This is a genomic window from Bacillus sp. PS217 (genome assembly GCF_037963535.1).
Taxonomy (GTDB): domain Bacteria; phylum Bacillota; class Bacilli; order Bacillales; family Bacillaceae; genus Bacillus; species Bacillus subtilis.
This window is the reverse complement of the sequence record NZ_CP150157.1, coordinates 1,258,735-1,279,005: the sequence shown is the minus strand read 5'-3', so window position 1 is coordinate 1,279,005 and position 20,271 is coordinate 1,258,735. Positions and strand designations below refer to the sequence as shown.

The window sequence follows — 20,271 nt, the reverse complement described above, 5'->3', positions numbered from 1 at the left end:
AAAAAAGCAAGGAATAATCCCTGCTTTTAATAATCCAAATGAGATAAAAATGTCATGACATTGGTTTCTTTCGTCAGCTTCTGGACGAAGGCCGGCTGCTCGCTAAGATATGAAAGCTCGCTAAACAGCTGCTTTGTCATAGTTTGATCCTCGTGTTTGACAGCCAGCATAAAAACGAGTGAAACTTTTTCATTTCCCCATTCAAGCGGCTCCTTTAATGTGGCAATCGCGATTGCTGATTGTTTAATAAATTTAGCGTTTGCATGAGGAATGGCAATGCCTGATCCAATATTTGTCGCCGACATTTTTTCCCTCATCACCGCATGAACCGCATAGTCCTTATCAACATAGCCTTTCTCAAACAAAGCTGTCGCCAGCTGTTCGATTAACTTGTAGCGGTGCTCTGCCTCCTGCTGCAAAAAAACCAAAAAAGGAGTCGTATTGTTCAGCATCTGAAACGTTTTTTGTTTTTGGCGGTGTGATTCGCCCAGCTGACATATAAACGCACTTAATTTCTTCTCTTCGCCAGGCTCTAAAAGCGGAGACACAACAATATGGGGAACCGTTATATTCTCCAGCGCAATGGTGGATATGACAAGATCAATATCCTCATGCTTTTTGATATAATCCTTTAAATCGGCCTTTGCAATACAAGCCATTACAGCGATTTGGTGATATTTCCGTTCAATTTTTGTCCGCAGCAATTGTGACATCCCAATCCCCATGTGGCAGACGATAACCGCCTTTTTATGTGTCTCGCTGCTGCCCTGCATCCGTTCGATCGCTGCCTGAAAATGCAATGTCAAATATGCTGCCTCTTCCTCAGGAATATGAAGATCAAAAGTTTGATTGATGTCTTCCAAAACATCAATGATGAGGTGGAACAAATAAGGGTACATCTTTTTGATGTCATTGAGCATAGGATTTGCTACAGAAAGATCGTAGCTCAGCCGTTGTAGCACAGTATTGAGATGAATGTTCAAACCATTGATCAAATCCTGATCCTTATGAAAATCCATCATTTTCAGCTCTGAAACACGATTGATTAAATGCCCTACAACCTTAGGAAGCACAGCATTTTCAAGGTTCTCTTCTGTCTGCAATGGATAACGAACTTTACCGCCCAATATATGTAATGTTAAGTACACGGCTTCTTCTTCTGGGAAGCGGATTGCAAAAACCGGTTCAAGCCGCTGTAAACAAGCAAATGTCCATTGATATTCTTTCTTCTTTTTTACTGCCGCCATTTCTTTTGGGGACAATGAAATCGGCTGCTTCATTTTGATGCGGCGGACCATTAACAATGTATGCAGTAGCAAACTTTCAAACGTTTCGTCTGTGAAATAGAGGGAATGCTTTTTTTGTAGTGATTTGATTTCTTTCGTCACAAAGTCTACTTCATAATGTAAAAACTTACTTTTAATAAATTGGCTGGTAAACGCTGTATTGTGGATCAAATCAGATATTCTTGCCAATGCCTTTCTTTTATTTCTTTCGTTCCCTTCAACCTTTAATCCAAGCCGCTGCCTAGAAACCAGTGTGAGATCAAAACGCTTCAGCCACTCTTCTACTGCGTATAAATCCTTTTTTATGGAAGATCGATTGACAAAATGCCGAGCGGCAATGTCTTTTGCGGAAACAGGCTTCGGATTCATTAATAAGTCATAAGCAATGTGCAGCATTCTTTCTTCATCGCTCCGCTGCCTAGAAGAAAAATGTTCAGTATGTAATTGTTGGCTTAGCCAGGTCCTTTCCTGTTCTTCTATATGTAAATAAACGCCCAACCCTGGTTTTCGAATAAGCTGTGCATGAGAATGCTCATTGAGATAATCCTCGATCACTTTCAAATCATTCCGGATTGTTTTTTCAGAACACTGTACCCTATCTGCGAAATCTTGCACAACTAAATAGTCATCAGGTTCAGATAACAACAGATACAAAATCTCTTTTTGTCTTGTATTTATGTATTCCATCTGTTTTTCTATCCTTCCTGTCAGTATCTACTTGAGCAAATTGATAGTATAAGTATACTATATAAGAAACCGTTTACATTATAAAATAAAATCATAGAGACAAAAGTTTCGTTTTTTACCGAAGCTTCCGGAAAAATGCGATTTTTATATTCTTTGAGTTTGCTATGTAATGTATATTCAGCAGAAATTCATAAAAATACTCCAATTCTTCACCTATTTAGAACGAAGATTTTCTAATGTATGAGTACGAAAGTAAGAACATGATGAAGAAAAGTGATTTGGTATCTTCGGGGATAAAGTGCAGGTACAAAATTCCCACACGCTCAACAAACTAATAACCATCAAATGTGTTTTATTAACATTTTAAGGATGGCCATTCTCTCTCAGCAATTTTCCATCATAAATACAAACTCTGTGCAGGGCACACAATATTCTTAGCTCAAATCAGTTGATCGTTCACATATTATTAACATTTATTTACAAGGAAAATAATTACTTTTATTGAATTGTTATAGTGCAAGACAAAAAACTTTAAAGGAGTGTTTCAAAATGAATTTCAAAAAAAACGGTTGTTTCTGCTTTATCGATTTCTGCGTTAGCTCTGTCGGTCAGCGGGGTAGCTTCAGCTCATGAAATAAACTCCACACCTACTGAAGTAAAGAACATTTCTATTTCACCTACACATGTTATCAAGATTCAAGACTATGATTTACCTCTAAAAGTTGGAGAAACCTATTCTGTTAAAAATAATTCAGCTACTCGTTATTGGACTGATAACCAAAAAGTTGCTGAAGTCGATCAAAATGGTTTAGTGACGGCTAAATCAAAAGGAAAAGCCACGATTACTTTGTTTAAAGGTACTGCAGTATTCGGAAAAGTATATGTAACGGTTTATTAATCTCTTATCCGCCAGATTTTCTGGATGCAAAACATGCATGAATAAAATAAGGTCCCCCTCTAAAAAGAGAAGGGACCTTATTTTATTTCAATTGCGCTTCAAGTTTAGATTTAGTTTTGGGAATACATCATACATTGGTGTATATTGTGTTTCAGTAGCTTAGCCCCGAATAAATCCACCTTCTGAATGAATAATTTGTCCAGTTATCCATTCAGCCTCATCACTTGCAAGAAAAGCAATCATTCGTGCTGCATCATCTGGTGTGCCAATACGCCCCATTGGAAATTTAGGTGAAAGAAAATTTCTTATTTCATCTGTCATCCATGTAGAATCTGTTGGACCTGGGTTTACAGCGTTAACAGTGATGCCCAATGGTGCAAGTTCTTGTGATAACGACCTAGTAAAGGCAGAAATAGCTCCTTTAGTAGCTGCATACGCTAACTCCCCAGGCAAAGGACCTAAATCCTGCCCTGATGTCATATTGATGATTCTTCCTGATATTAAATTAGATTTTTTAAACCGACGGGCGAATTCAACACAAAGAAGAAAATTCGATCTCATATTAACCGCATAATGATCATCAAGTGATTTCGCATCTAACGATACATAATTATCACTTGCGGAATGAGCTGCATTATTAATAAGAATGGAAGGATATCCCAATTTATCTAAAATTTTTTCATGTATTGTGAATGCAGCATGTGCATCTGATAAATCAATTTTCATTGCCTCACAGCGCACACCCATACGTAAAATTTCTTGTTGAAATTCTTCTATCCAGGCCGCATCAGAGTTCCAGTGAGTAAAGAAGATATGTATACCCTGTGAGGCTAACTTACGACAAATAGCCGTACCAATATCCCCTTGACTGCTTGCTCCTGTAATTAGTGCAATTTTTTCTTGAGAATGACTCATTATTTTAACCTCCAATTTATACGGAGTATCTCCATTATGATGGTAACAAGTTATCCAAAGAATATAATCCATTAAATCAAACAGAGCTGACTTTGAATACATTTTAAAATCAGCTTTAAAAAACATTTTCGTCTCAAAAAATATTAAATAGAAAAAATAAGAGTTGGACAACAATTTACTACTTAGTCACAAGTGGCTGATACTAAGTCATTGAATGTCTCTTTTTAAAGAGCCTTTCAATCATTCACATTGCTTTTCATTAACCATTCTACTTCCGTTAATTCTTGTTTTTGAACGTCTATTGTGTGTTTTTTCGTGAAATGGGTTTTCACAGCTTCTTCGTTTTCCCAAATCTCCCAAAGCATTATTTTACGTTCTGATGGCTCAAGCGGATAAGCATGGAATGTAATACAACCCTCTTCTTTGTTCGTTTTTTCCTCAAGTTTTTTGAATTCCTTCATTATCTCATTAAGGTCTTTATCACTGATGATTTTTAAACATGCCGTTATGTAATGCATCGAAATTCCCCCTCCTATCATTTTATGGCTTTTCATTATAACATTTTCTTGAAAAATAAATATAACTGCGACATTGATTGCTCGAGTTAATCAATTGCTGTATGTAAAGGATTTAAAAATTGAAATCAAATAAAAAACCTTCATTTTATAGGAAGGTTTAGAAGTTATTTTATCAAGTTTGTGAAATATGTTTGGTATTGTTTCACTGTAAAGTCTGTAGCGAAACCACGTACTAAAACAAATGACAAGCCCCGGATAAGCTTAATCTCTATTTAAAAGTTATACAGTCATTCTCACCTTTGAATTTGTGTTTGAGTTTCAACCATTTTTTGATGATAGAGGTTTCAAATTCTTTTGAGTTTGCATAAGCAGGTGCAGTCCCAAAGGCAATGTCTTCAACATAAGAATCGTTACTTTTTTCTAAGTATTCTATGGTTTGATTAACTCCATGTTGATCCACCGCACGAATCATCTTAATAACATTCATTGATTTTAATACCAACTTCTGACGATGGTAAATGCGGATTCACAGGACACCACTAATATATCTTTCTAACGTTTAACCGAAAAAACCGCAATTTGCTTGCGGTCTATATTATTATGTTTATGTTTTTTGCACATTCCCATCTGTTTCTGGCTTCAATAGTTTAGTTAGAGTTATCCCAGATACCCAAGTCAGAATATAGCCACTCAAGACAGTGTAGGGCGCAATTTCATTTATGAGAGATTTAGAGAAGATGAAATATAAGACAAAAAAGATAACTGCCGCTCCGCTTAAAACGTAAAATGCTTTTTTGTTTTTAACAGTTAATCGTTTCGATTGTGTGATCTTGTTAAAAAGCAATGGGCTTCCAGTGTAAATGCCGAAGAAAAATGTAACAATAATAGACCACAACAAACCAACAATCGAAAAATAATCCTGATGAAAAAAACCATCAAAAGACCATCTACTTAAAAAAATAAAGCCAAGTAAATAAACAAATGACAATATAACCTTGACCAATTACATCCCTCCCCTTCATTCAATATACACCCGCCAAAAGATTGTTTAAATGGGCAAGTACCATCATTTACCTTTTAATGGTAAAATCACCTCTAAAAAAATCATTGACAAAACGGCTAAGTATGCAATTGCCAATTCTGATTACACGTTTGTAAAGTATGGTGGCAACCGCCACGGTCATATGGAATTACATTCACACCAAAGGGAAACTGTTACACACATCTCGTTTCTATTAAGTAAAAAAGCCCTCTTGATAGTTAAATAGAGTAAGAGTCATAACAGTTATTTGCTTTTGTTCTTCAAAATATTGAGGCCTCGTTACCTCTGCGTATTCGTTTAATCGGTTTCCCTTTCCAAATATTATCCATAAAAAAACGCCTCCTATTCCGGTTTAATAGAATAAGAACGTTCAAACATGGTAACGGTCACCGCTACCATGCATTCCTAATACGCCTAAAGTCAACGCAATAAAAAACGGCTATAAACATTGATATAACGCCTCTAACCGCCGTGTATGATTCCGACTGGGTTCGAACCAGCGACCTCTACCCTGTCAAGGTAGTGATTATCTTCTGAGCTGTTATTTTTATTCCTGACAAATACCTATACAACAAGGGATTTCAAAATAGATGTCTGATTCCTTCTGAATAAAAATATTAATTGTTGGCAGGTTTGGGCAACAACTTGCCAACAATTTTCCACTTAAATCCAATGAGTAAGTTCACAGGCTTACCAATATTTTCTCCATTGATAAAGGAACGTCTGTTCGAGCGTTTTAAGTTGAACCCTAAATAAATTGAACCTGTTAAATTGACCTACCTGACCTACCCTCCCCAAAATTTGACACAGAACAAACGTTCCTATATAATTATTATGTCTATTTTTGTCGAAATGATAGATTAATTGAGATATTTATTTTATATTCATTATAAACTATTTGAATTTTGGTGGGATATAATGACTATACCTAACTTTTTTGATGATTATCATCTTCCTCCAGGGGAACACATTTGCACTATGGAAGAAATATCAACTCACTTTGTTTCAAATGAAGTTCGCACTAGAAGATGGGAAGATTTCGTTCAGATGCTCAAAAGAATTTGCAACCTTAAATTAATCCCTGAAGAAGTACTTATTAATGGAAGTTTTGTAACAGGAAGACAAGAGCCTGGAGACGTTGATTTCGCCGTTCTAATACCACCTGACACAGTGAGAGCTGCATTAAAAGCAGAAGACGAACATGATGTTGAAGGTGTAAGGTTATTTGTGAACCCTAATAATCAAGTGGCGTTGAGAAATTTATTTGGAGCCCATCTCTTAATTGCTGATACTAAAGAAAACTTAAGTTTATGGTCTTCTTTATTTAGAAAAGGTCAATATGGAAAACTTAGAGAACCCGACTATAATAAAGACCCCGAATGGGTTACACGTCCGGACGAAAAAGGAATACTAAAAGTGACGAAAACGGATATAATAAACTTTATAGGAGGTGAGGGTTGATGGTCGACGGATTAAAAGATGAGATATTTAGCACGATAGAGAACTTAAAGAAAGCAAAAGAAAACTTACATCGAATCGAAACTGAATACGCAAGTGAACAAGAGCTTTTGGAGTTTTACAGCTTATCTGCTAAACAGTTAGTCAAGAATCTAGAAACCCACCTAGAATACCTCTTGAAAGAAGAAACCGGGAGCCAATATTCCATTGAATCAGTTAATGAAAACTTAGATATTTGGATCAGAATTGAGGGAGAAAACTTCAAGAATGGAAAGGGCCCTATTAATATTGTGGGATCATATTTGCAAAAGTTAAATAAAGCAATCAGACATAGTACCAATTTAGTCAAAAGTAAATATGAAGATCTTGAAGAAGTTTTAATATCTCCTTCATTTGAGCTGGTAGCTACTGCAAAGGGAAGCTTAAAACTTGGTTTACAAAGTAATATGGTTGATTTTATCTCAACTAAAGAATTCAATCAAATTGATTTATTCGAGGATAACAAACTGGATCATGATTTAGAGCGACTTGATAAATTTAATAAAATTAATAATTTAACTAAACAGAGTGTGGAAATGCTTTTTAAAGCATTAGCATCAGCAGAAGATGAAAATAAATTAAACGAACTTAGAACTGAGTTTGAAGATGAGGATATAATTAAGTTAATTCATTATGCTCAGGAATTAGCACCGAGTTCACGATCTTCAATTGAATTTATTTCTTTTGAAGGTGACAGAGCAAAACAATTCAAAAATCTTAAAACAGATAAACATACACGGGTTCTTCTAAAAGACCGTATAAAACGTCTTAGAATAAATAAAGAATTTGTTGAAGGATCAGCGTTTATTCGAAAATATTCTATTGATGCTGATGAAGATCACTATGTCTTAACTGCTAGACCTTTTAGATATGAAAACAAACAAATTAATGATATTGAATTATTTTTAGACAGAAAAACAAATTCAATAACTGAAGAAGATATCCTTAATAACCTCGTATATATAACAGGCTTTCTTTACTATACAGCAAGTAATCAACCTTCTTATATAAAAGTTGATACAATTGAAAATGAGAAACTGGATAATCCATATGATGAGTGAACCACTAAGAGGTTCACTCATCATTTATTATTGGAGCTTTTTTAATCAACAATTTATTCAATAAACTAACTCTTCCCCAATTCCCTATCATAAAGTAAGAAATTTTACCCAGAACAAATTAATCATTTTCCACTTTCGAAATACTTATTTGTCTTTCCCTTCATTCTTCCATGGTAATATTTTGTTGAGGAATCCCAATGAAAGGATATGAACATGAAAGTATTTGAAGCGAAAACACTGCTTTCAGAAGCAGATAGACGTGCAAAGGAATACAAAGAATTAAGAAGTCAGATGGTCAATCTAAAAAAGGCTTTTAAAGCTGTAGCTGATTTAGATGACAGTGAGTTTTCCGGCAAAGGCGCCGACAACATTAAAGCATTTTATCAAGACCATGCAGGTGTAGCTGACAATTGGATTGACTTACTTGATATGAAAATTGCTTTCTTGACAAGCATTTCAGGCACTCTAGAGGACGCCAGCTTATCTGATGCTTATATAGAAGAATCCTTCTTAGAACACGAGCTGGCTAACGCCTACACAAAATCAAAATCTATTATGTCTGAACAAAAGAAAGCCATGAAAGATATCTTACATGATATCGACGATATCCTTCCGCTTGATCTGTTTTCAACTGAGGACTTTAAAGACGAACTCGCCGATGCGGAGGAGAAACGCAAAAAAACAGTCGATAAACTAGGCAGCGTGGACGAAGCACTTGTTACTGAATATGCCCAATCAGAGCCAAACGAGCAATTCATCAAGAAGGACTTCCAAAAGCTTGAGGAATCAACAGGTAAAGGCAAGAATGCTACCCCCATCCATTACAATGCCAAGGCGTACCGTGACAGTGACATACATAAGAAAAAAGGCGATATTGAGAAACAAACTGAAGCTTATTTGAAGATCAAGAAAGACGAAGCGAAAGAACGAGAAATCAAAGAGCTAAAGAAGAAACTAGCTGACAGAGTGACGGACCCGGATGAATACTTAGAAATTGCAAAGAAAGTCGGCTATGAGAACCTTACCCCTGAACAGCTTGAATTTGTTTCATTTCTTGAACAGCGTAAAGCTTTCATGGATAACGGAAAAGAAGTGTTGCAAATCATAGGTGATGGCGCCAAGGGTGCGATTGTTGGTATATACGATCTTGCCAAGGATACCGGTGAAGGAGCCATTCAATTCGGATGGAATATCGGTTGGACAATTGACAACTTAAACAAGGATCCTCAAAAAGTGCTGGATACCGTTTTGGAATACGACTATCAAGCTGCCTTTCAAAGTATGGTTGACACATTGAAGGATAATTGGGATAAAAAAATGATTCACGGGGATGCATATACACGGATGCACTATGTTACTTATTTGGGCGGAAGTCTTCTGTTATTGAAAGGTGGAAAGTCCTCTGTCTCAACAGGCTCGAAAGACCTTGCTAAAGTTGGGAAAGCAGCTAGTGGCACAATTAAGAAAGGTGGAAAGTCTGTAAAACAGTTTGTCAAATCTCCTGTCAATCGGTATACTCCTGCATTAGAAGGAATCCTTCAAGATGCTGAGAATACCATTAACGTGAAAAATACTCCGCTGTTAAAGAGTATTGCGGAAGATAAAAAAGAGAGTGTTCTCAGAAAATCTGAAAATTCTAACAACATAGGTATAGGTAATGTCAAACAAGGTGATAGTACCCCTCTCGCACCTGGTGGAGGGTTAGCTGCTCATGAAGCAAAAGGCGGGCACCTTATTGAAAGACACGTTGGGAAGACCGACGAAGAATTAATAGAAAGACTGAGAACTGATCCTAACCCACATATTACAGCTTCATCTACTTTTAAAGATAGGGCTACCGCTGAGAGAATTGCTAATTCAGTCTTAAACGATCCAAAAAATATAAAGAAAATCGAAAATTGGATTGATGATCCTAAAAAACCTAAATTAATGTTAAAATACAAAGGCGATGGAGAAATAATCGGCAGAAGTGTATCAAGAAATTCAGAACTAGTAGAAAACGTTACAAACGCAAAAATTATACTCAAAAAAGATAACAACGGTAACTTTATTCTTACAGGATATCCAACCAAATAGAAAGAGAGGAAGTATCATGGATGAAAGTTATGATTTCTTAGACGAATTAGAAAATTTTTTAGGTGCAACATTTCATCAAGATATCCGATCCCCTGAACACGCATTAGACGAATTTATTGAGGAAATTAGTAAAGAAGGTTTGCTATTTACAGTTAAGTTTTGCGAAGAGTTTCTAAATAGCGATCTAACTAAAGAAGAAAAGGAAGACATTATAAAGTGTAATGCAGAAATATATTTCCCGACAATTGGATTACCACCTATAGAATGGTTGAAAAGTGTAATAGAAAAACTAAAAGAAGCTATTTAAAAGAAACACTGAAAGGCTCCCATTTTAAGAGGGCCTTTTTATATTACTTCAATTTCGCTTTTGTAGCTGGTTCATAATAGCCATCGATACCTGAAGAAAATACAATTAGCTATCTAGAAAATTGTAATAAAGAAGATTTATATTGGATCAGTGAAGTATTTGAAGATTTAGCTGAAAGTTTACAAAGTAAAGAACTTATTAATTGTTTAAGAAAATTAGATAAAAAATACCCTGACTTAGAAATGACAAATGATATTGATATAACAGAAAGTTATATAGAATAAGATACGCACCATTTCTCAGATTTGAAGTTAACATTTCTTGGTGGTGATAAGTAATGATTGAAATCGAAATTTCTGAACCTGTATTTATTTTTTATCAAGGTATAGAAACTCCAGAATCAGCACTGGACGAACACTTAGAAAAGATACCAAAAGAAGAGCAAGAAATTGATATAGCTGCATTGAAAGTTTTTATTAACAGTGATTATTCGGATGAAGAAAAGAATGATTTTATCGATGAAGTTGCTGACGGAGTGGACATTCTTAGTTACGGCGTATCTCCAATCATATGGCTCGAACAAGTTATTCACAAAATCGAAAAGAAAATTGAAACTTTATAATCCATTAAACCTAGCATAGAAACAGAGCTGATTTTGAATCACTTCAAAATCAGCTTAAAAAAACTTCCGCCCCAATTCGTCCCCAACTCGATGAATGATGACAAATCAATTAATAAGCAAAGTAAAAAACCCTTGCTGCGCAAGGGTTTAAGCTATGATTCCGACTGGGCTCGAACCAGCGACCTCTACCCTGTCAAGGTAGCGCTCTCCCAGCTGAGCTACGGAATCATGATATGTATGTGTTGCTGGGTATGTTGTTGTCTTTCTGACAAGTTCTATTATATAACCTTCCCTTCTATTCGTCAACTGCTTTTTTATAAAAACTTTTCTTGGACTTGCTGTTCCGTTCCCCGGCTATTATAATATGTCTTAATTTTCTAACAATAGAGGTGATGGGGTTTTGCATTCTTTGATTTCTTCCGATGATGTTTGGGTATTATGGGGGTTTATTGCGGTGTGGGCGGCAGTGAGCATCGGGCTGGAGCAGCGCTTTAAGTGGGCGTCCGCTGTGTCGGGCGCTATTATCGCCCTTGCAGGTGCTATGGTGTTTACAAATGTAGGAGTCGTTCCTGTTGAGTCGCCTGTGTATGATACTGTGTGGGCTTATGTGGTGCCGCTTGCGATTCCCCTTTTGCTGTTTCAGATCAATGTTCGGCAAATTTTTAAGGAAAGCAGGCGTTTGCTGTTTATTTTTCTGATTAGCTCCGCTGGCACTGTGCTTGGGAGCATTCTTGCTTTTTTTCTACTTAAACAGCATATTCCCTATCTCGATAAAATCGGCGGGATGATCAGCGCCTCTTATATCGGCGGCGGGGTCAACTTTGCGGCGATGGCGGCAAAATTTGAGACGCCTGGTGAATATGTGTCGGCTACCGTTGTGGCTGATAATTTTATGATGGCGCTTTTGTTTTTTATTTTAATCAGCATTCCTGCACTTAAATGGTTTCAGCGGCATTATGCCATGCCGTTTGAAGAGAAGGTAAAAGCCGATGGAAACAGCGGAAACAGTGCTGAAAGCTATTGGAAACGGAAGGATATTTCCTTAAAGGATATCGCATTTAATGCCGGTGCTGCTTTCGCGCTTGTTGCGGTAAGTATGAAGGTTTCCGGTTATTTTAAAAGCATTTTTTCTCATCCCCTGCTGACCGGTACGCTTGGCGATCAGTACCTGGTGCTTACGTCTTTAACTGTTCTTATCATTTTTCTTTTCCCGCGTTTTTTTGAAAGGCTCAATGGATCTCAGGAGCTTGGAACCTTTTTGATTTATTTGTTTTTTGTGGTGATCGGCATTCCTGCAGATCTCCGTTTAATCGTCACGAATGCGCCTCTTATTCTATTATTCGTGTTTATCATTGCGATCAGCAATTTAGCGGTTTCCTTAGCTGCTGGAAAATTGTTCCGTGTGCGACTTGAAGAAATTCTGCTCGCCGTCAACGCTACTGTCGGGGGACCGACGACTGCGGCTGCGATGGCAATTGCCAAGGGATGGCGGGAGCTTGTCGCCCCGATCATGCTTGTCGGTACGCTCGGCTACTTAATCGGCAACTATGTTGGCACTTTTATGGGAAATTGGTTTTCTTCCTTCTTATAAAAAGGATATTTGCATTTCCCTGAGAATAATGTAAGAGGAATGCTGACACGAGAACGGAGAGATCACTGTATGTTAAAAGGAAAAACCATTTATGTTAGACCTTTAGAAGTAACGGATGCCGAAGAAAATCTGCGGCTGCAAAGCGAAAATCGGGATTTTTTCGAACAGTTTTCTATGATACGCGCAGACGATTACTATACGGTTGAGGGGCAAAGAAAACGGATAACCGAGTATCAGGAAAGACTTGAGAAAGATGAAGAATATCATTTTGGCATCTTTATAGCGTCAGACGATAGATTAATCGGGACGGTTTCGCTCTTTCAAATCATCCGTGGCGCGCTGCAAACTGCGTTCATCGGGTATTTTTTAGACAAAGCCCATAATGGAAAGGGCATTATGACAGAGGCAGTCAGATTGGTTGTTGATTATGCGTTCCACGAATTGAAACTGCATCGGATTGAAGCCGGTGTGATACCCCGTAATCTCGGGTCCATGCGTGTTTTAGAAAAAGCGGGATTTCATAAAGAAGGCATCGCCCGAAAAAATGTAAAAATTAATGGCGTTTGGGAGGATCATCAAGTCCTCGCGATTCTGAATCCTGATGACGAACAATAATAAAAGAAGCCGGGCCATCCCCGGCTTCTTTTTTAACGAACCGCAACTGGAGCAATTTCTTTCAGCGCTTGTTCGAAATCGTGTTCTAAATCGTCTGCATGTTCGACGCCCACACTCAGACGGAGCAGGCCATCAGTGATACCGCGTTTTTCACGCTCTTCCTTAGGCATTGCCGCGTGAGACATCGTTGCCGGATAGGACAAAATCGATTCCACGGCGCCAAGGCTGACAGCGAAGACTGGAAGTGACACATTCTCGACTAACTTCTTAACGGCCTCTTTGCTTTCAAGCTCAAAAGATAGTACGGCGCCCGCTCCCGTTGACTGGCTTTTATGGGTTTCAGCGCCGGGATGATCAGCCAGTCCCGGATAATACACGCGCTTCACCGCCGGATGCTTCTGGAAAAATTCCGCAAGCCGCTGCGCTGTTTGGCTCGCTTTCTCTAAACGGACCTGCAACGTTTTTAAGCCGCGCAGCACGAGCCAGCAATCTTGCACGCCAAGGACGGCGCCGAACGCGTTTTGCAGCTTATACAGCTGCTTCCCAAGCTCTTCATCCTTGACAGCAGCTAAACCTGAGAGTACATCGCTGTGTCCGCTTAAGAATTTTGTCGCGCTGTGAAGTACAATATCCACGCCGAGATCAAGCGGACGCTGCAGTGCCGGTGTCATGAATGTATTGTCCAGAAAGGTCAGGCAGCCGTTTTCTTTTGCAAGCTGAACAACTGCTTTAATATCCGTAATCCCAAGTGTCGGATTTGATGGCGTCTCCATATAAATGACCTTTGTGTTCGGCTTGATGCTCCGCGCCACTTCATTACGATCCGTCATGTCGACAAACGTATGCTCAATGCCAAACCGGGTCAGCACCTCTGTCACCATACGGAAGGTTCCGCCGTATACATCTTCTGTCACAAGAACGTGATCACCCTGTGACAGCAGTAAAAATGCTGTTGAGATAGCAGCCATGCCTGAACTGAAAGCAAATCCTCTTGTTCCGCCTTCCAATGCGGCAATTGTTTCTTCGAGAGCTGTTCTTGTCGGCGTGCCAGAGCGGCTGTAATCATATGCCCCGAACTCTTCAAATGAAGATTGGTGAAAAGTCGAGGCGTGCTGAATCGGTACACTGACCGCCCCGGTTCCGCCGTCTGTTTTAAATGGATTGTGCACGAGCTGGGTTTCCAGCGTCCAATTGTGTTTACTCAAATGTAACAGCTCCCTCTTTGACCTGACATAATGCCTGTTTTAGATCCTCTTTTAAATCTTCCGCATGTTCAATACCGACAGAAAAGCGCAGCAACCGATTGCACACCCCGTTTGCGATGCGGATCTCTTCAGGAATATCCATGTGCGTCTGGGTCGCAGGGTATGTAATAAAGCTTTCCACCCCGCCGAGGCTTTCTGCAAAACAAATGGTCTTCAGTGCTTTTAAAAACGGATTGACCCATTCTTCTTTTTGCAGACGGAAGGACAGCATGCCGCCTTTTCCGGGATACAGCACATCCGAAATTTCTTCCTGCTCTTCTAAAAACGCCGCAAGCTCCTGCGCGTTTGCCTGATGCTGACGCATTCTGAGGCTCAGCGTCTTCATTCCTCTCATCAGAAGCCACGAATCAAATGGCGGCAGGACGGCGCCGATCGCATTTTGATGCTGAAACATTTCCTCTCCGAGCCGCTCATCCTTCACCACGACAAGTCCAGCAAGCAGATCGTTATGCCCGCCTAAATACTTGGTTGCGCTGTGAATGACAATGTCAGCTCCCAGCTCAAGCGGCCGCTGCAAGACCGGTGTATAAAATGTATTATCTACGATCAGCAGAAGACCGTGCTCCTTTGTCATCCGGGCAATATGTTCAATGTCCGCCTCCTGCATGAGGGGGTTTGTCGGCGTTTCCACAAACACCGCTTTTGTATTCGGCGTAATCTTAGAGCGTAAACAGTCCTCATTGCTGAAATCATCATAATGAAAAGTCAATCCGTATTTTTTCCATTCATTTTCAAATAAACGGTACGTGCCGCCATATAGGTCCGATGAAACGATCAGTTCATCCCCGCTTTTAAACAGCGCCATAATCGTTTGGATAGCAGCCATTCCCGAACTAAAGGCAAGCCCTCTCGCGCCGTTTTCTAAGTTAGCGATCGCGTCCTCAACAAGCTGGCGTGTCGGATTTTTTGTGCGGACATAATCAAATCCGGTAGATTCTCCGATCCCTCTGTGGCGGTATGCTGTTGATAAATAAATAGGAGCACTCACTGTTCCCGTGACTTCATCGCTACGGTTCCCAATTTGGGCTAATTTCGTTTCAACGTGCTGTGACATATAGCTGACACCTTCCCTTTTCAAAATAAAAACCCCTTCTTCATAAGAAGAAGGGGTTTAACGCTTCTTCTTATCTTCCAAGCATTAAAAACGCTTGCTGGATTTAGCACCTTGGCGCTTTGCACATGCAAAACAAGCCGGTTGCTGAGGTTTCTAAGGGCCAGTCCCTCCACCTCTCACGATAAGAAATATCGATTTCAATTTTCTGATTGTTTTATATTAGCGCAATTCACAGTTTATTTCAACACTTTTTTCTTCGTGTGCCGAACCGTTTAAAGAGAGAAATTTCTAATAATTCATGGTACAATAATTGAAAATGCAAGAAAGTATAGTGATGTCCTGGAGGAATGTTTTTATGGCACCGAAAAACGGCACAGTGCAAGAAAAGAAATTCTTTTCAAAAGAGCTTAACGAGGAAATGACCTTGCTTGTTTATCTGCCGTCCAACTACTCCCCGCTTTATAAATACCATGTCATTATCGCGCAGGACGGCCACGATTATTTCAGGCTGGGGAGAATCGGCAGACAGGTTGAGGAATTGCTGTCGAAACGCGAAATAGACCGGAGCATTATTATCGGTGTTCCTTATAAGGATGTAAAAGAGCGCAGAAACACCTATCATCCGGAGGGTTCAAAATTTTCGGCTTATAAACGGTTCATCGCCCATGAGCTCGTTCCTTTTGCAGATGATGAGTATCCAACCTATCAGATCGGTTACGGCCGAACGCTGATCGGTGATTCGCTCGGAGCAACCGTGTCACTTATGACAGCGCTTGATTATCCGAATATGTTTGGCAACATCATCATGCAGTCTCCCTATGTTGACAAACACGTACTAGAAGCCGTAAAACAGTCAGACGATATCAAACACCTCTCTATTTATCACCAAATCGGAACAAAAGAAACTGACGTCCACACGACAGACGGGAACATTCTGGACTTTACAGAACCGAACCGGGAGCTGAAACAGCTGCTGGAGAAGAAACTTTCCGATTATGATTTTGAGCCATTTGACGGAGACCACAAATGGACATACTGGCAGCCGCTCATCACCCCGGCGCTGAAAAAAATGCTTTAACACTCTATCATACTTTATTTCCAGGAGGGACATAATATGAAATATGGAATCGTTTTATTTCCATCAAAAAAGCTCCAAGACCTTGCAAACTCTTACAGAAAGCGCTATGACCCAAGCTACTCTCTGATCCCGCCTCATTTGACGCTGAGAGCATCCTTTGAATGCGCGGAGGAGAAAGCGGATCAGCTCGTATCACATTTAAGAAACATCGCAAAAGAGTCCCACCCACTCGTTCTCAAAATGACAAAATACAGCTCATTTGCGCCTGTCAATAATGTCATTTACATCAAAGCAGAACCGACGGAAGAGTTAAAAACACTCAATGAAAAGCTATACACCGGTGTGTTGGCAGGAGAACAGGAATATAATTTCGTTCCGCATGTGACGGTCGGCCAAAATCTTTCCGACGATGAGCATTCAGATGTGCTGGGACAATTAAAAATGCAGGAAGTGTCGCATGAAGAAATCGTTGACCGTTTCCACTTGCTTTACCAGCTGGAAAACGGATCGTGGACAGTATATGAAACCTTCTTGCTAGGCAGAGGAGAATAATGTTTGAAAGCAGTTATCGCAAAAAATGAAGAACAACTGAAAGATGCATTCTATGTAAGAGAAGAAGTCTTTGTCAAAGAACAAAACGTGCCTGCTGAAGAAGAAATTGACGAACTTGAAAATGAGTCAGAGCATATCGTCGTGTATGACGGTGAAAAGCCTGTCGGTGCCGGAAGATGGCGCATGAAGGACGGCTGCGGCAAGTTAGAGCGGATTTGCGTACTGAAAAGCCACCGCTCAGCCGGTGTCGGCGGCATCATTATGAAAGCGCTCGAAAAAGCCGCGGCAGACGGAGGCGCTTCCGGTTTCATTTTAAACGCGCAAACACAGGCTGTGCCGTTTTACAAGAAACACGGGTATCGCGTGCTTTCTGAAAAAGAATTCCTCGATGCCGGCATCCCGCACTTACAAATGATGAAGGACTGAACGCATCCGGATCTTTTGAGATCCGGATTTTTACTGCATATAAAAAAACCGTTCTCTCGTATGAACGGTTTTTTATACATATCGATTAATATATGTGCCCATTCCTTTTTCTCGCAATCTCTTATAAAGAGAGCGCTTACGTTTCATCTCGTTTACTTTTCTTTCAGCTGCCGTTTGATTCTCCTGCTGCTTTTCCAGTTCTTTGTATACCCGCTGAAACGGGACATAGCTGATTTTTTCGGTTCCGGCATAATCCTGCTTATGTCCAATCGTTCTATTAGCATATTGAGCGTATTGCTGGTTCTGAATTTGACCTGCATATATCATACAATACCCACCCCTCTGCTGTCTCTTTTCCCTTAAACTTACTTTTTGAAACACATTTCTTTTGATATGATAGTCATTGTCTGTAATGAACACCTTTTGATTGGGAGGACCCCTTTTTGAAATGCGCCCGACTGAATGATAGAATCATACATTTACATACATATTCGAGAGAACATTATCAATTCCTCTTTGAAGAGGGAATAAAAGGACATTTATTTTGTTCTCATTGCGGAAAGCCCGTTTTGTTACGGCTTAACATCGCCGATCCGCCAGAGTTTATCCATCGCCAGCCAGGCGATTTTCCGGCATGTGAGGAGGCGTGCAAACCGAAGCCCTCTAAAGAGGAAAAAAAAGAAGACGATCAGGAATCTGGTGTCATTCGTTTACCCAAGGGAAAAGCGATCGCCGCTGACCCGTCCCCAGCTGTTACGGAATGGCACCGTCCTAGAAGCATTAAACCAGGAACACCATTTGTGCCAAAAACAATAGAACCCGATACGAGCCTTTTTCCGTCTGTCGGTTTAAACACGGATCAGCTGAAAGCTGTCACGGAAACAGAGGGCCCGCTGCTCGTGCTTGCAGGTGCGGGGAGCGGAAAAACACGGGTGCTGACAGCCCGTGCCGCCCACATGATCGAACACTTAGGCATACCGCCTGAAAATATGCTGCTTGTCACCTTTACAACAAAAGCTGTCGCTGAAATGAAAGAGCGTATGGCCAACCAGTACGGATTACAGCCGGCAAAAGTCAGAAGACTTGTGACAGGAACATTCCACAGTCTGTTTTATAAGATCTTGTATCACTCTAATTCTGCTAAATGGAACGGTGAGCATCTGCTGAAAATGGAGTGGCAGCGGGAACAATATATCAAAAAAGCACTCTATGAAGAAGGCATCGATGAGAAAGAATTCCCAGTTGACCAAGCTCTGCAGCAGATCGGTTTTTGGAAAAACACTTATGTCCCAAATGAACGCATCCCTCTAAAAGATGAGTGGGAAAAACAAGTTTATCGTTTATATGAACATTATGAACGCCAGAAAAAAGAACACAGCCAATTTGATTTTGATGACATGGCTTCAGCCTGCTATGAATTGTTTATCGAGCGGCCTGACCTTCTGGAACAATATCAATCTCGGTTTACGTATATCTTAATTGATGAGTTTCAGGACATTAATCCGGTTCAATACAAAATCATGCAAATGCTCGCCAGCCCGGAGCAAAACCTGTGCTGTGTCGGAGACGATGACCAGTCCATCTACGCGTTTCGCGGAAGCAATCCGTCTTTCATTCTTGATTTTCAAAAGGATTATCCGGGAGCGAAGACGATCTATTTAACTGCGAACTACAGGTCTACGCACCCGATCGTCTCTAGTGCTGATATCGTTGTGAAAAAGAACAAAAACAGATATGCCAAAACGCTTGAAGCGGCCCGCGATGACATTCAGGTCCCTGTGCTGTTTTATCCTTATGATGAAGAGGAAGAAGCCACAATGGTCGTTTCCGATATCAAAGAAAAAATTCAAAATGGAGCCAGTCCAGAAGACTTTGCGGTTCTTTACCGCACAAACAGCGGAGGCCGTGCTATATATGAAAGGCTTCATCAATCGTCAATTCCGTATACAGCTGACCGCGGCGTCCAATCGTTTTACAGCAGACGGATCGTCCGCCAGATTCTCGCCTACTTGTATGCCAGCCAAAATGAGGATGACACCGAAGCGATTAAACATTTGCTTCCCGCCTTGTTTTTAAAACAGTCCGCTTTGAATACGCTGAAGGCGCTCTCGATTACAGAGGACTGTACCATGATCAAAGCGCTGGCCAAATTGCCTGATCTGAAGCCATTCCAGCTGGACAAAATCAAGAAAATCGTACCGTTTTTTGCAAGCCTCCGCACGATGAAGCCCGTAGAAGCCATCACCTTTGCAGAAGGAAAAATGGGCTTCTCCGAGTATTTAAAAAAGCGGGGCAATGAGGGCAACAAGCTGGAAAAAGGCTCTGATGACCTGCGTGACATCAAGGTTGTCGCCAAGAAGTTCAAAACGATTCCTGACTTTCTTGCCCACGTAGACCATATGAGGGCCGCTGAGAAAAACAGAACGGATGAACATGGCGTTCAGCTGATGACCATTCACCGGTCAAAAGGCCTTGAATTCAAAACAGTCTACGTGTTAGGCACTGTAGACGGCTCGATTCCGCACGATTTCTCATTAGAAACGGCAAGAAAAGGAGACGAGGCCGCTCTTGAGGAGGAAAGACGCCTTTTATATGTAGCCATGACCCGGGCGAAACAGCATTTATATTTGTCTTGCCCCGCTAACAGGCGCGGCAAAACAGCCAACCGCTCAAGATTTTTGTATCCCCTTCTACAAAAAGCAAGACAGCCCTTGCATCATTAACAGCCCGGCAGATTACTGCCGGGTTTTTACTGTAAAAAAAGGCCCGCTGCAGTGAGTC

19 protein-coding genes, 1 tRNA gene, 2 pseudogenes and 1 riboswitch are annotated in these 20,271 nt (G+C 40.3%); of the genes and pseudogenes, 13 read left to right on the top strand and 9 right to left on the bottom strand.

The features are described 5' to 3' along the window. Positions 1-26: 26 nt before the first annotated feature. Positions 27-1,973: a mannose transport/utilization transcriptional regulator ManR gene (gene manR / locus NSQ83_RS06705; protein ID WP_088467628.1), complete on the bottom strand. Its 1,947-nt coding sequence runs from the start codon at positions 1,971-1,973 to the stop codon at positions 27-29. 553 nt (positions 1,974-2,526) lie between these two features. On the opposite strand from manR, the gene NSQ83_RS06700 reads away from it, so the two are divergent. Further along, positions 2,527-2,871 carry an Ig-like domain-containing protein gene (locus NSQ83_RS06700; protein WP_172480955.1) on the top strand — a complete coding sequence of 115 codons (345 nt, stop codon included), beginning with the start codon at positions 2,527-2,529 and terminating at the stop codon, positions 2,869-2,871. 159 nt (positions 2,872-3,030) lie between these two features. Here NSQ83_RS06700 and NSQ83_RS06695 read toward each other — a convergent pair whose 3' ends face one another. The 4 genes and pseudogenes from NSQ83_RS06695 to NSQ83_RS06680 all read right to left on the bottom strand — a co-directional run bounded on the left by NSQ83_RS06695 (position 3,031) and on the right by NSQ83_RS06680 (position 5,307). Then, positions 3,031-3,786, bottom strand: a complete 756-nt coding sequence (locus NSQ83_RS06695) for an SDR family oxidoreductase (RefSeq protein WP_088467627.1) — start codon at positions 3,784-3,786, stop codon at positions 3,031-3,033. Positions 3,787-4,022: 236 nt separating this feature from the next. Beyond that, complete coding sequence (locus NSQ83_RS06690; protein ID WP_088467626.1) at positions 4,023-4,340, bottom strand: putative quinol monooxygenase; 318 nt, start codon at positions 4,338-4,340, stop codon at positions 4,023-4,025. Between the two features lie 257 nt (positions 4,341-4,597). Next, positions 4,598-4,773, bottom strand: a pseudogene (locus NSQ83_RS06685) (aspartate phosphatase); the annotation flags it as partial. Between the two features lie 135 nt (positions 4,774-4,908). After that, a complete protein-coding gene (locus tag NSQ83_RS06680) occupies positions 4,909-5,307 on the bottom strand; it encodes a hypothetical protein (protein ID WP_088325617.1) in 399 nt (132 codons plus the stop codon). 957 nt (positions 5,308-6,264) lie between these two features. Between NSQ83_RS06680 and NSQ83_RS06675 the strand changes: the two genes are divergently transcribed. The 6 genes and pseudogenes from NSQ83_RS06675 to NSQ83_RS06650 all read left to right on the top strand — a co-directional run bounded on the left by NSQ83_RS06675 (position 6,265) and on the right by NSQ83_RS06650 (position 10,909). After that, positions 6,265-6,807, top strand: a complete 543-nt coding sequence (locus tag NSQ83_RS06675) for a hypothetical protein (protein ID WP_198878872.1) — start codon at positions 6,265-6,267, stop codon at positions 6,805-6,807. Beyond that, positions 6,807-7,904, top strand: a complete 1,098-nt coding sequence (locus tag NSQ83_RS06670) for a hypothetical protein (RefSeq protein WP_198878871.1) — start codon at positions 6,807-6,809, stop codon at positions 7,902-7,904. Before NSQ83_RS06675 ends, NSQ83_RS06670 begins: the two co-directional genes overlap by 1 nt. Positions 7,905-8,117: 213 nt before the next feature. Continuing rightward, the gene (locus NSQ83_RS06665; protein ID WP_198878870.1) at positions 8,118-9,980 is read left to right on the top strand and encodes a T7SS effector LXG polymorphic toxin; all 1,863 of its coding nucleotides are present in this window, start codon (positions 8,118-8,120) and stop codon (positions 9,978-9,980) included. A gap of 16 nt (positions 9,981-9,996) precedes the next feature. After that, positions 9,997-10,287, top strand: coding sequence for a contact-dependent growth inhibition system immunity protein (locus tag NSQ83_RS06660; protein ID WP_029316956.1), 291 nt, complete (start codon positions 9,997-9,999; stop codon positions 10,285-10,287). Between the two features lie 92 nt (positions 10,288-10,379). Continuing rightward, positions 10,380-10,571: pseudogene (locus tag NSQ83_RS06655) on the top strand (hypothetical protein); the annotation flags it as partial. A gap of 53 nt (positions 10,572-10,624) precedes the next feature. After that, complete coding sequence (locus NSQ83_RS06650) at positions 10,625-10,909, top strand: hypothetical protein (RefSeq protein WP_212036329.1); 285 nt, start codon at positions 10,625-10,627, stop codon at positions 10,907-10,909. Between the two features lie 155 nt (positions 10,910-11,064). Here NSQ83_RS06650 and NSQ83_RS06645 read toward each other — a convergent pair. Further along, positions 11,065-11,137: transfer RNA gene (locus NSQ83_RS06645), tRNA-Val, on the bottom strand. Positions 11,138-11,309: 172 nt separating this feature from the next. Between NSQ83_RS06645 and NSQ83_RS06640 the strand changes: the two genes are divergently transcribed. Further along, positions 11,310-12,500, top strand: coding sequence for a DUF819 family protein (locus NSQ83_RS06640; RefSeq protein ID WP_204551453.1), 1,191 nt, complete (start codon positions 11,310-11,312; stop codon positions 12,498-12,500). A 69-nt stretch (positions 12,501-12,569) separates the two neighbouring features. After that, the gene (locus tag NSQ83_RS06635) at positions 12,570-13,115 is read left to right on the top strand and encodes a GNAT family protein (protein WP_204551452.1); all 546 of its coding nucleotides are present in this window, start codon (positions 12,570-12,572) and stop codon (positions 13,113-13,115) included. 32 nt (positions 13,116-13,147) lie between these two features. Here the strand turns inward: NSQ83_RS06635 and metC are convergent, their stop codons facing one another. Then, positions 13,148-14,320 (bottom strand): cystathionine beta-lyase, encoded by a 1,173-nt coding sequence (gene metC / locus NSQ83_RS06630; RefSeq protein ID WP_021479530.1) that lies wholly within the window; start codon positions 14,318-14,320, stop codon positions 13,148-13,150. After that, a complete protein-coding gene (metI, locus tag NSQ83_RS06625) occupies positions 14,313-15,434 on the bottom strand; it encodes a cystathionine gamma-synthase/O-acetylhomoserine thiolyase (RefSeq protein WP_187002288.1) in 1,122 nt (373 codons plus the stop codon). Before metI ends, metC begins: the two co-directional genes overlap by 8 nt. 67 nt (positions 15,435-15,501) lie before the next feature. After that, positions 15,502-15,622: riboswitch (SAM riboswitch) on the bottom strand. Between the two features lie 167 nt (positions 15,623-15,789). On the opposite strand from metI, the gene NSQ83_RS06620 reads away from it, so the two are divergent. From NSQ83_RS06620 to NSQ83_RS06610, 3 genes are read left to right on the top strand one after another with little or no spacing between them, the layout of a single operon-like run. After that, complete coding sequence (locus NSQ83_RS06620; RefSeq protein ID WP_003245358.1) at positions 15,790-16,512, top strand: esterase family protein; 723 nt, start codon at positions 15,790-15,792, stop codon at positions 16,510-16,512. A 36-nt stretch (positions 16,513-16,548) separates the two neighbouring features. Further along, on the top strand, positions 16,549-17,064 hold the full coding sequence (locus tag NSQ83_RS06615; protein ID WP_003232861.1) for a YjcG family protein: 516 nt from the start codon (positions 16,549-16,551) through the stop codon (positions 17,062-17,064). Positions 17,065-17,067: 3 nt separating this feature from the next. Then, positions 17,068-17,490, top strand: a complete 423-nt coding sequence (locus NSQ83_RS06610; RefSeq protein WP_015715679.1) for a GNAT family N-acetyltransferase — start codon at positions 17,068-17,070, stop codon at positions 17,488-17,490. Between the two features lie 72 nt (positions 17,491-17,562). On the opposite strand, the gene NSQ83_RS06605 is transcribed toward NSQ83_RS06610, so the two are convergent. Continuing rightward, positions 17,563-17,817, bottom strand: a complete 255-nt coding sequence (locus NSQ83_RS06605; RefSeq protein WP_003232866.1) for a hypothetical protein — start codon at positions 17,815-17,817, stop codon at positions 17,563-17,565. A 116-nt stretch (positions 17,818-17,933) separates the two neighbouring features. Here NSQ83_RS06605 and NSQ83_RS06600 point away from each other — a divergent pair, with 116 nt between their 5' ends. Next, the gene (locus tag NSQ83_RS06600) at positions 17,934-20,213 is read left to right on the top strand and encodes an ATP-dependent helicase (protein ID WP_204551451.1); all 2,280 of its coding nucleotides are present in this window, start codon (positions 17,934-17,936) and stop codon (positions 20,211-20,213) included. The last annotated feature ends 58 nt before the right edge of the window (positions 20,214-20,271 follow it).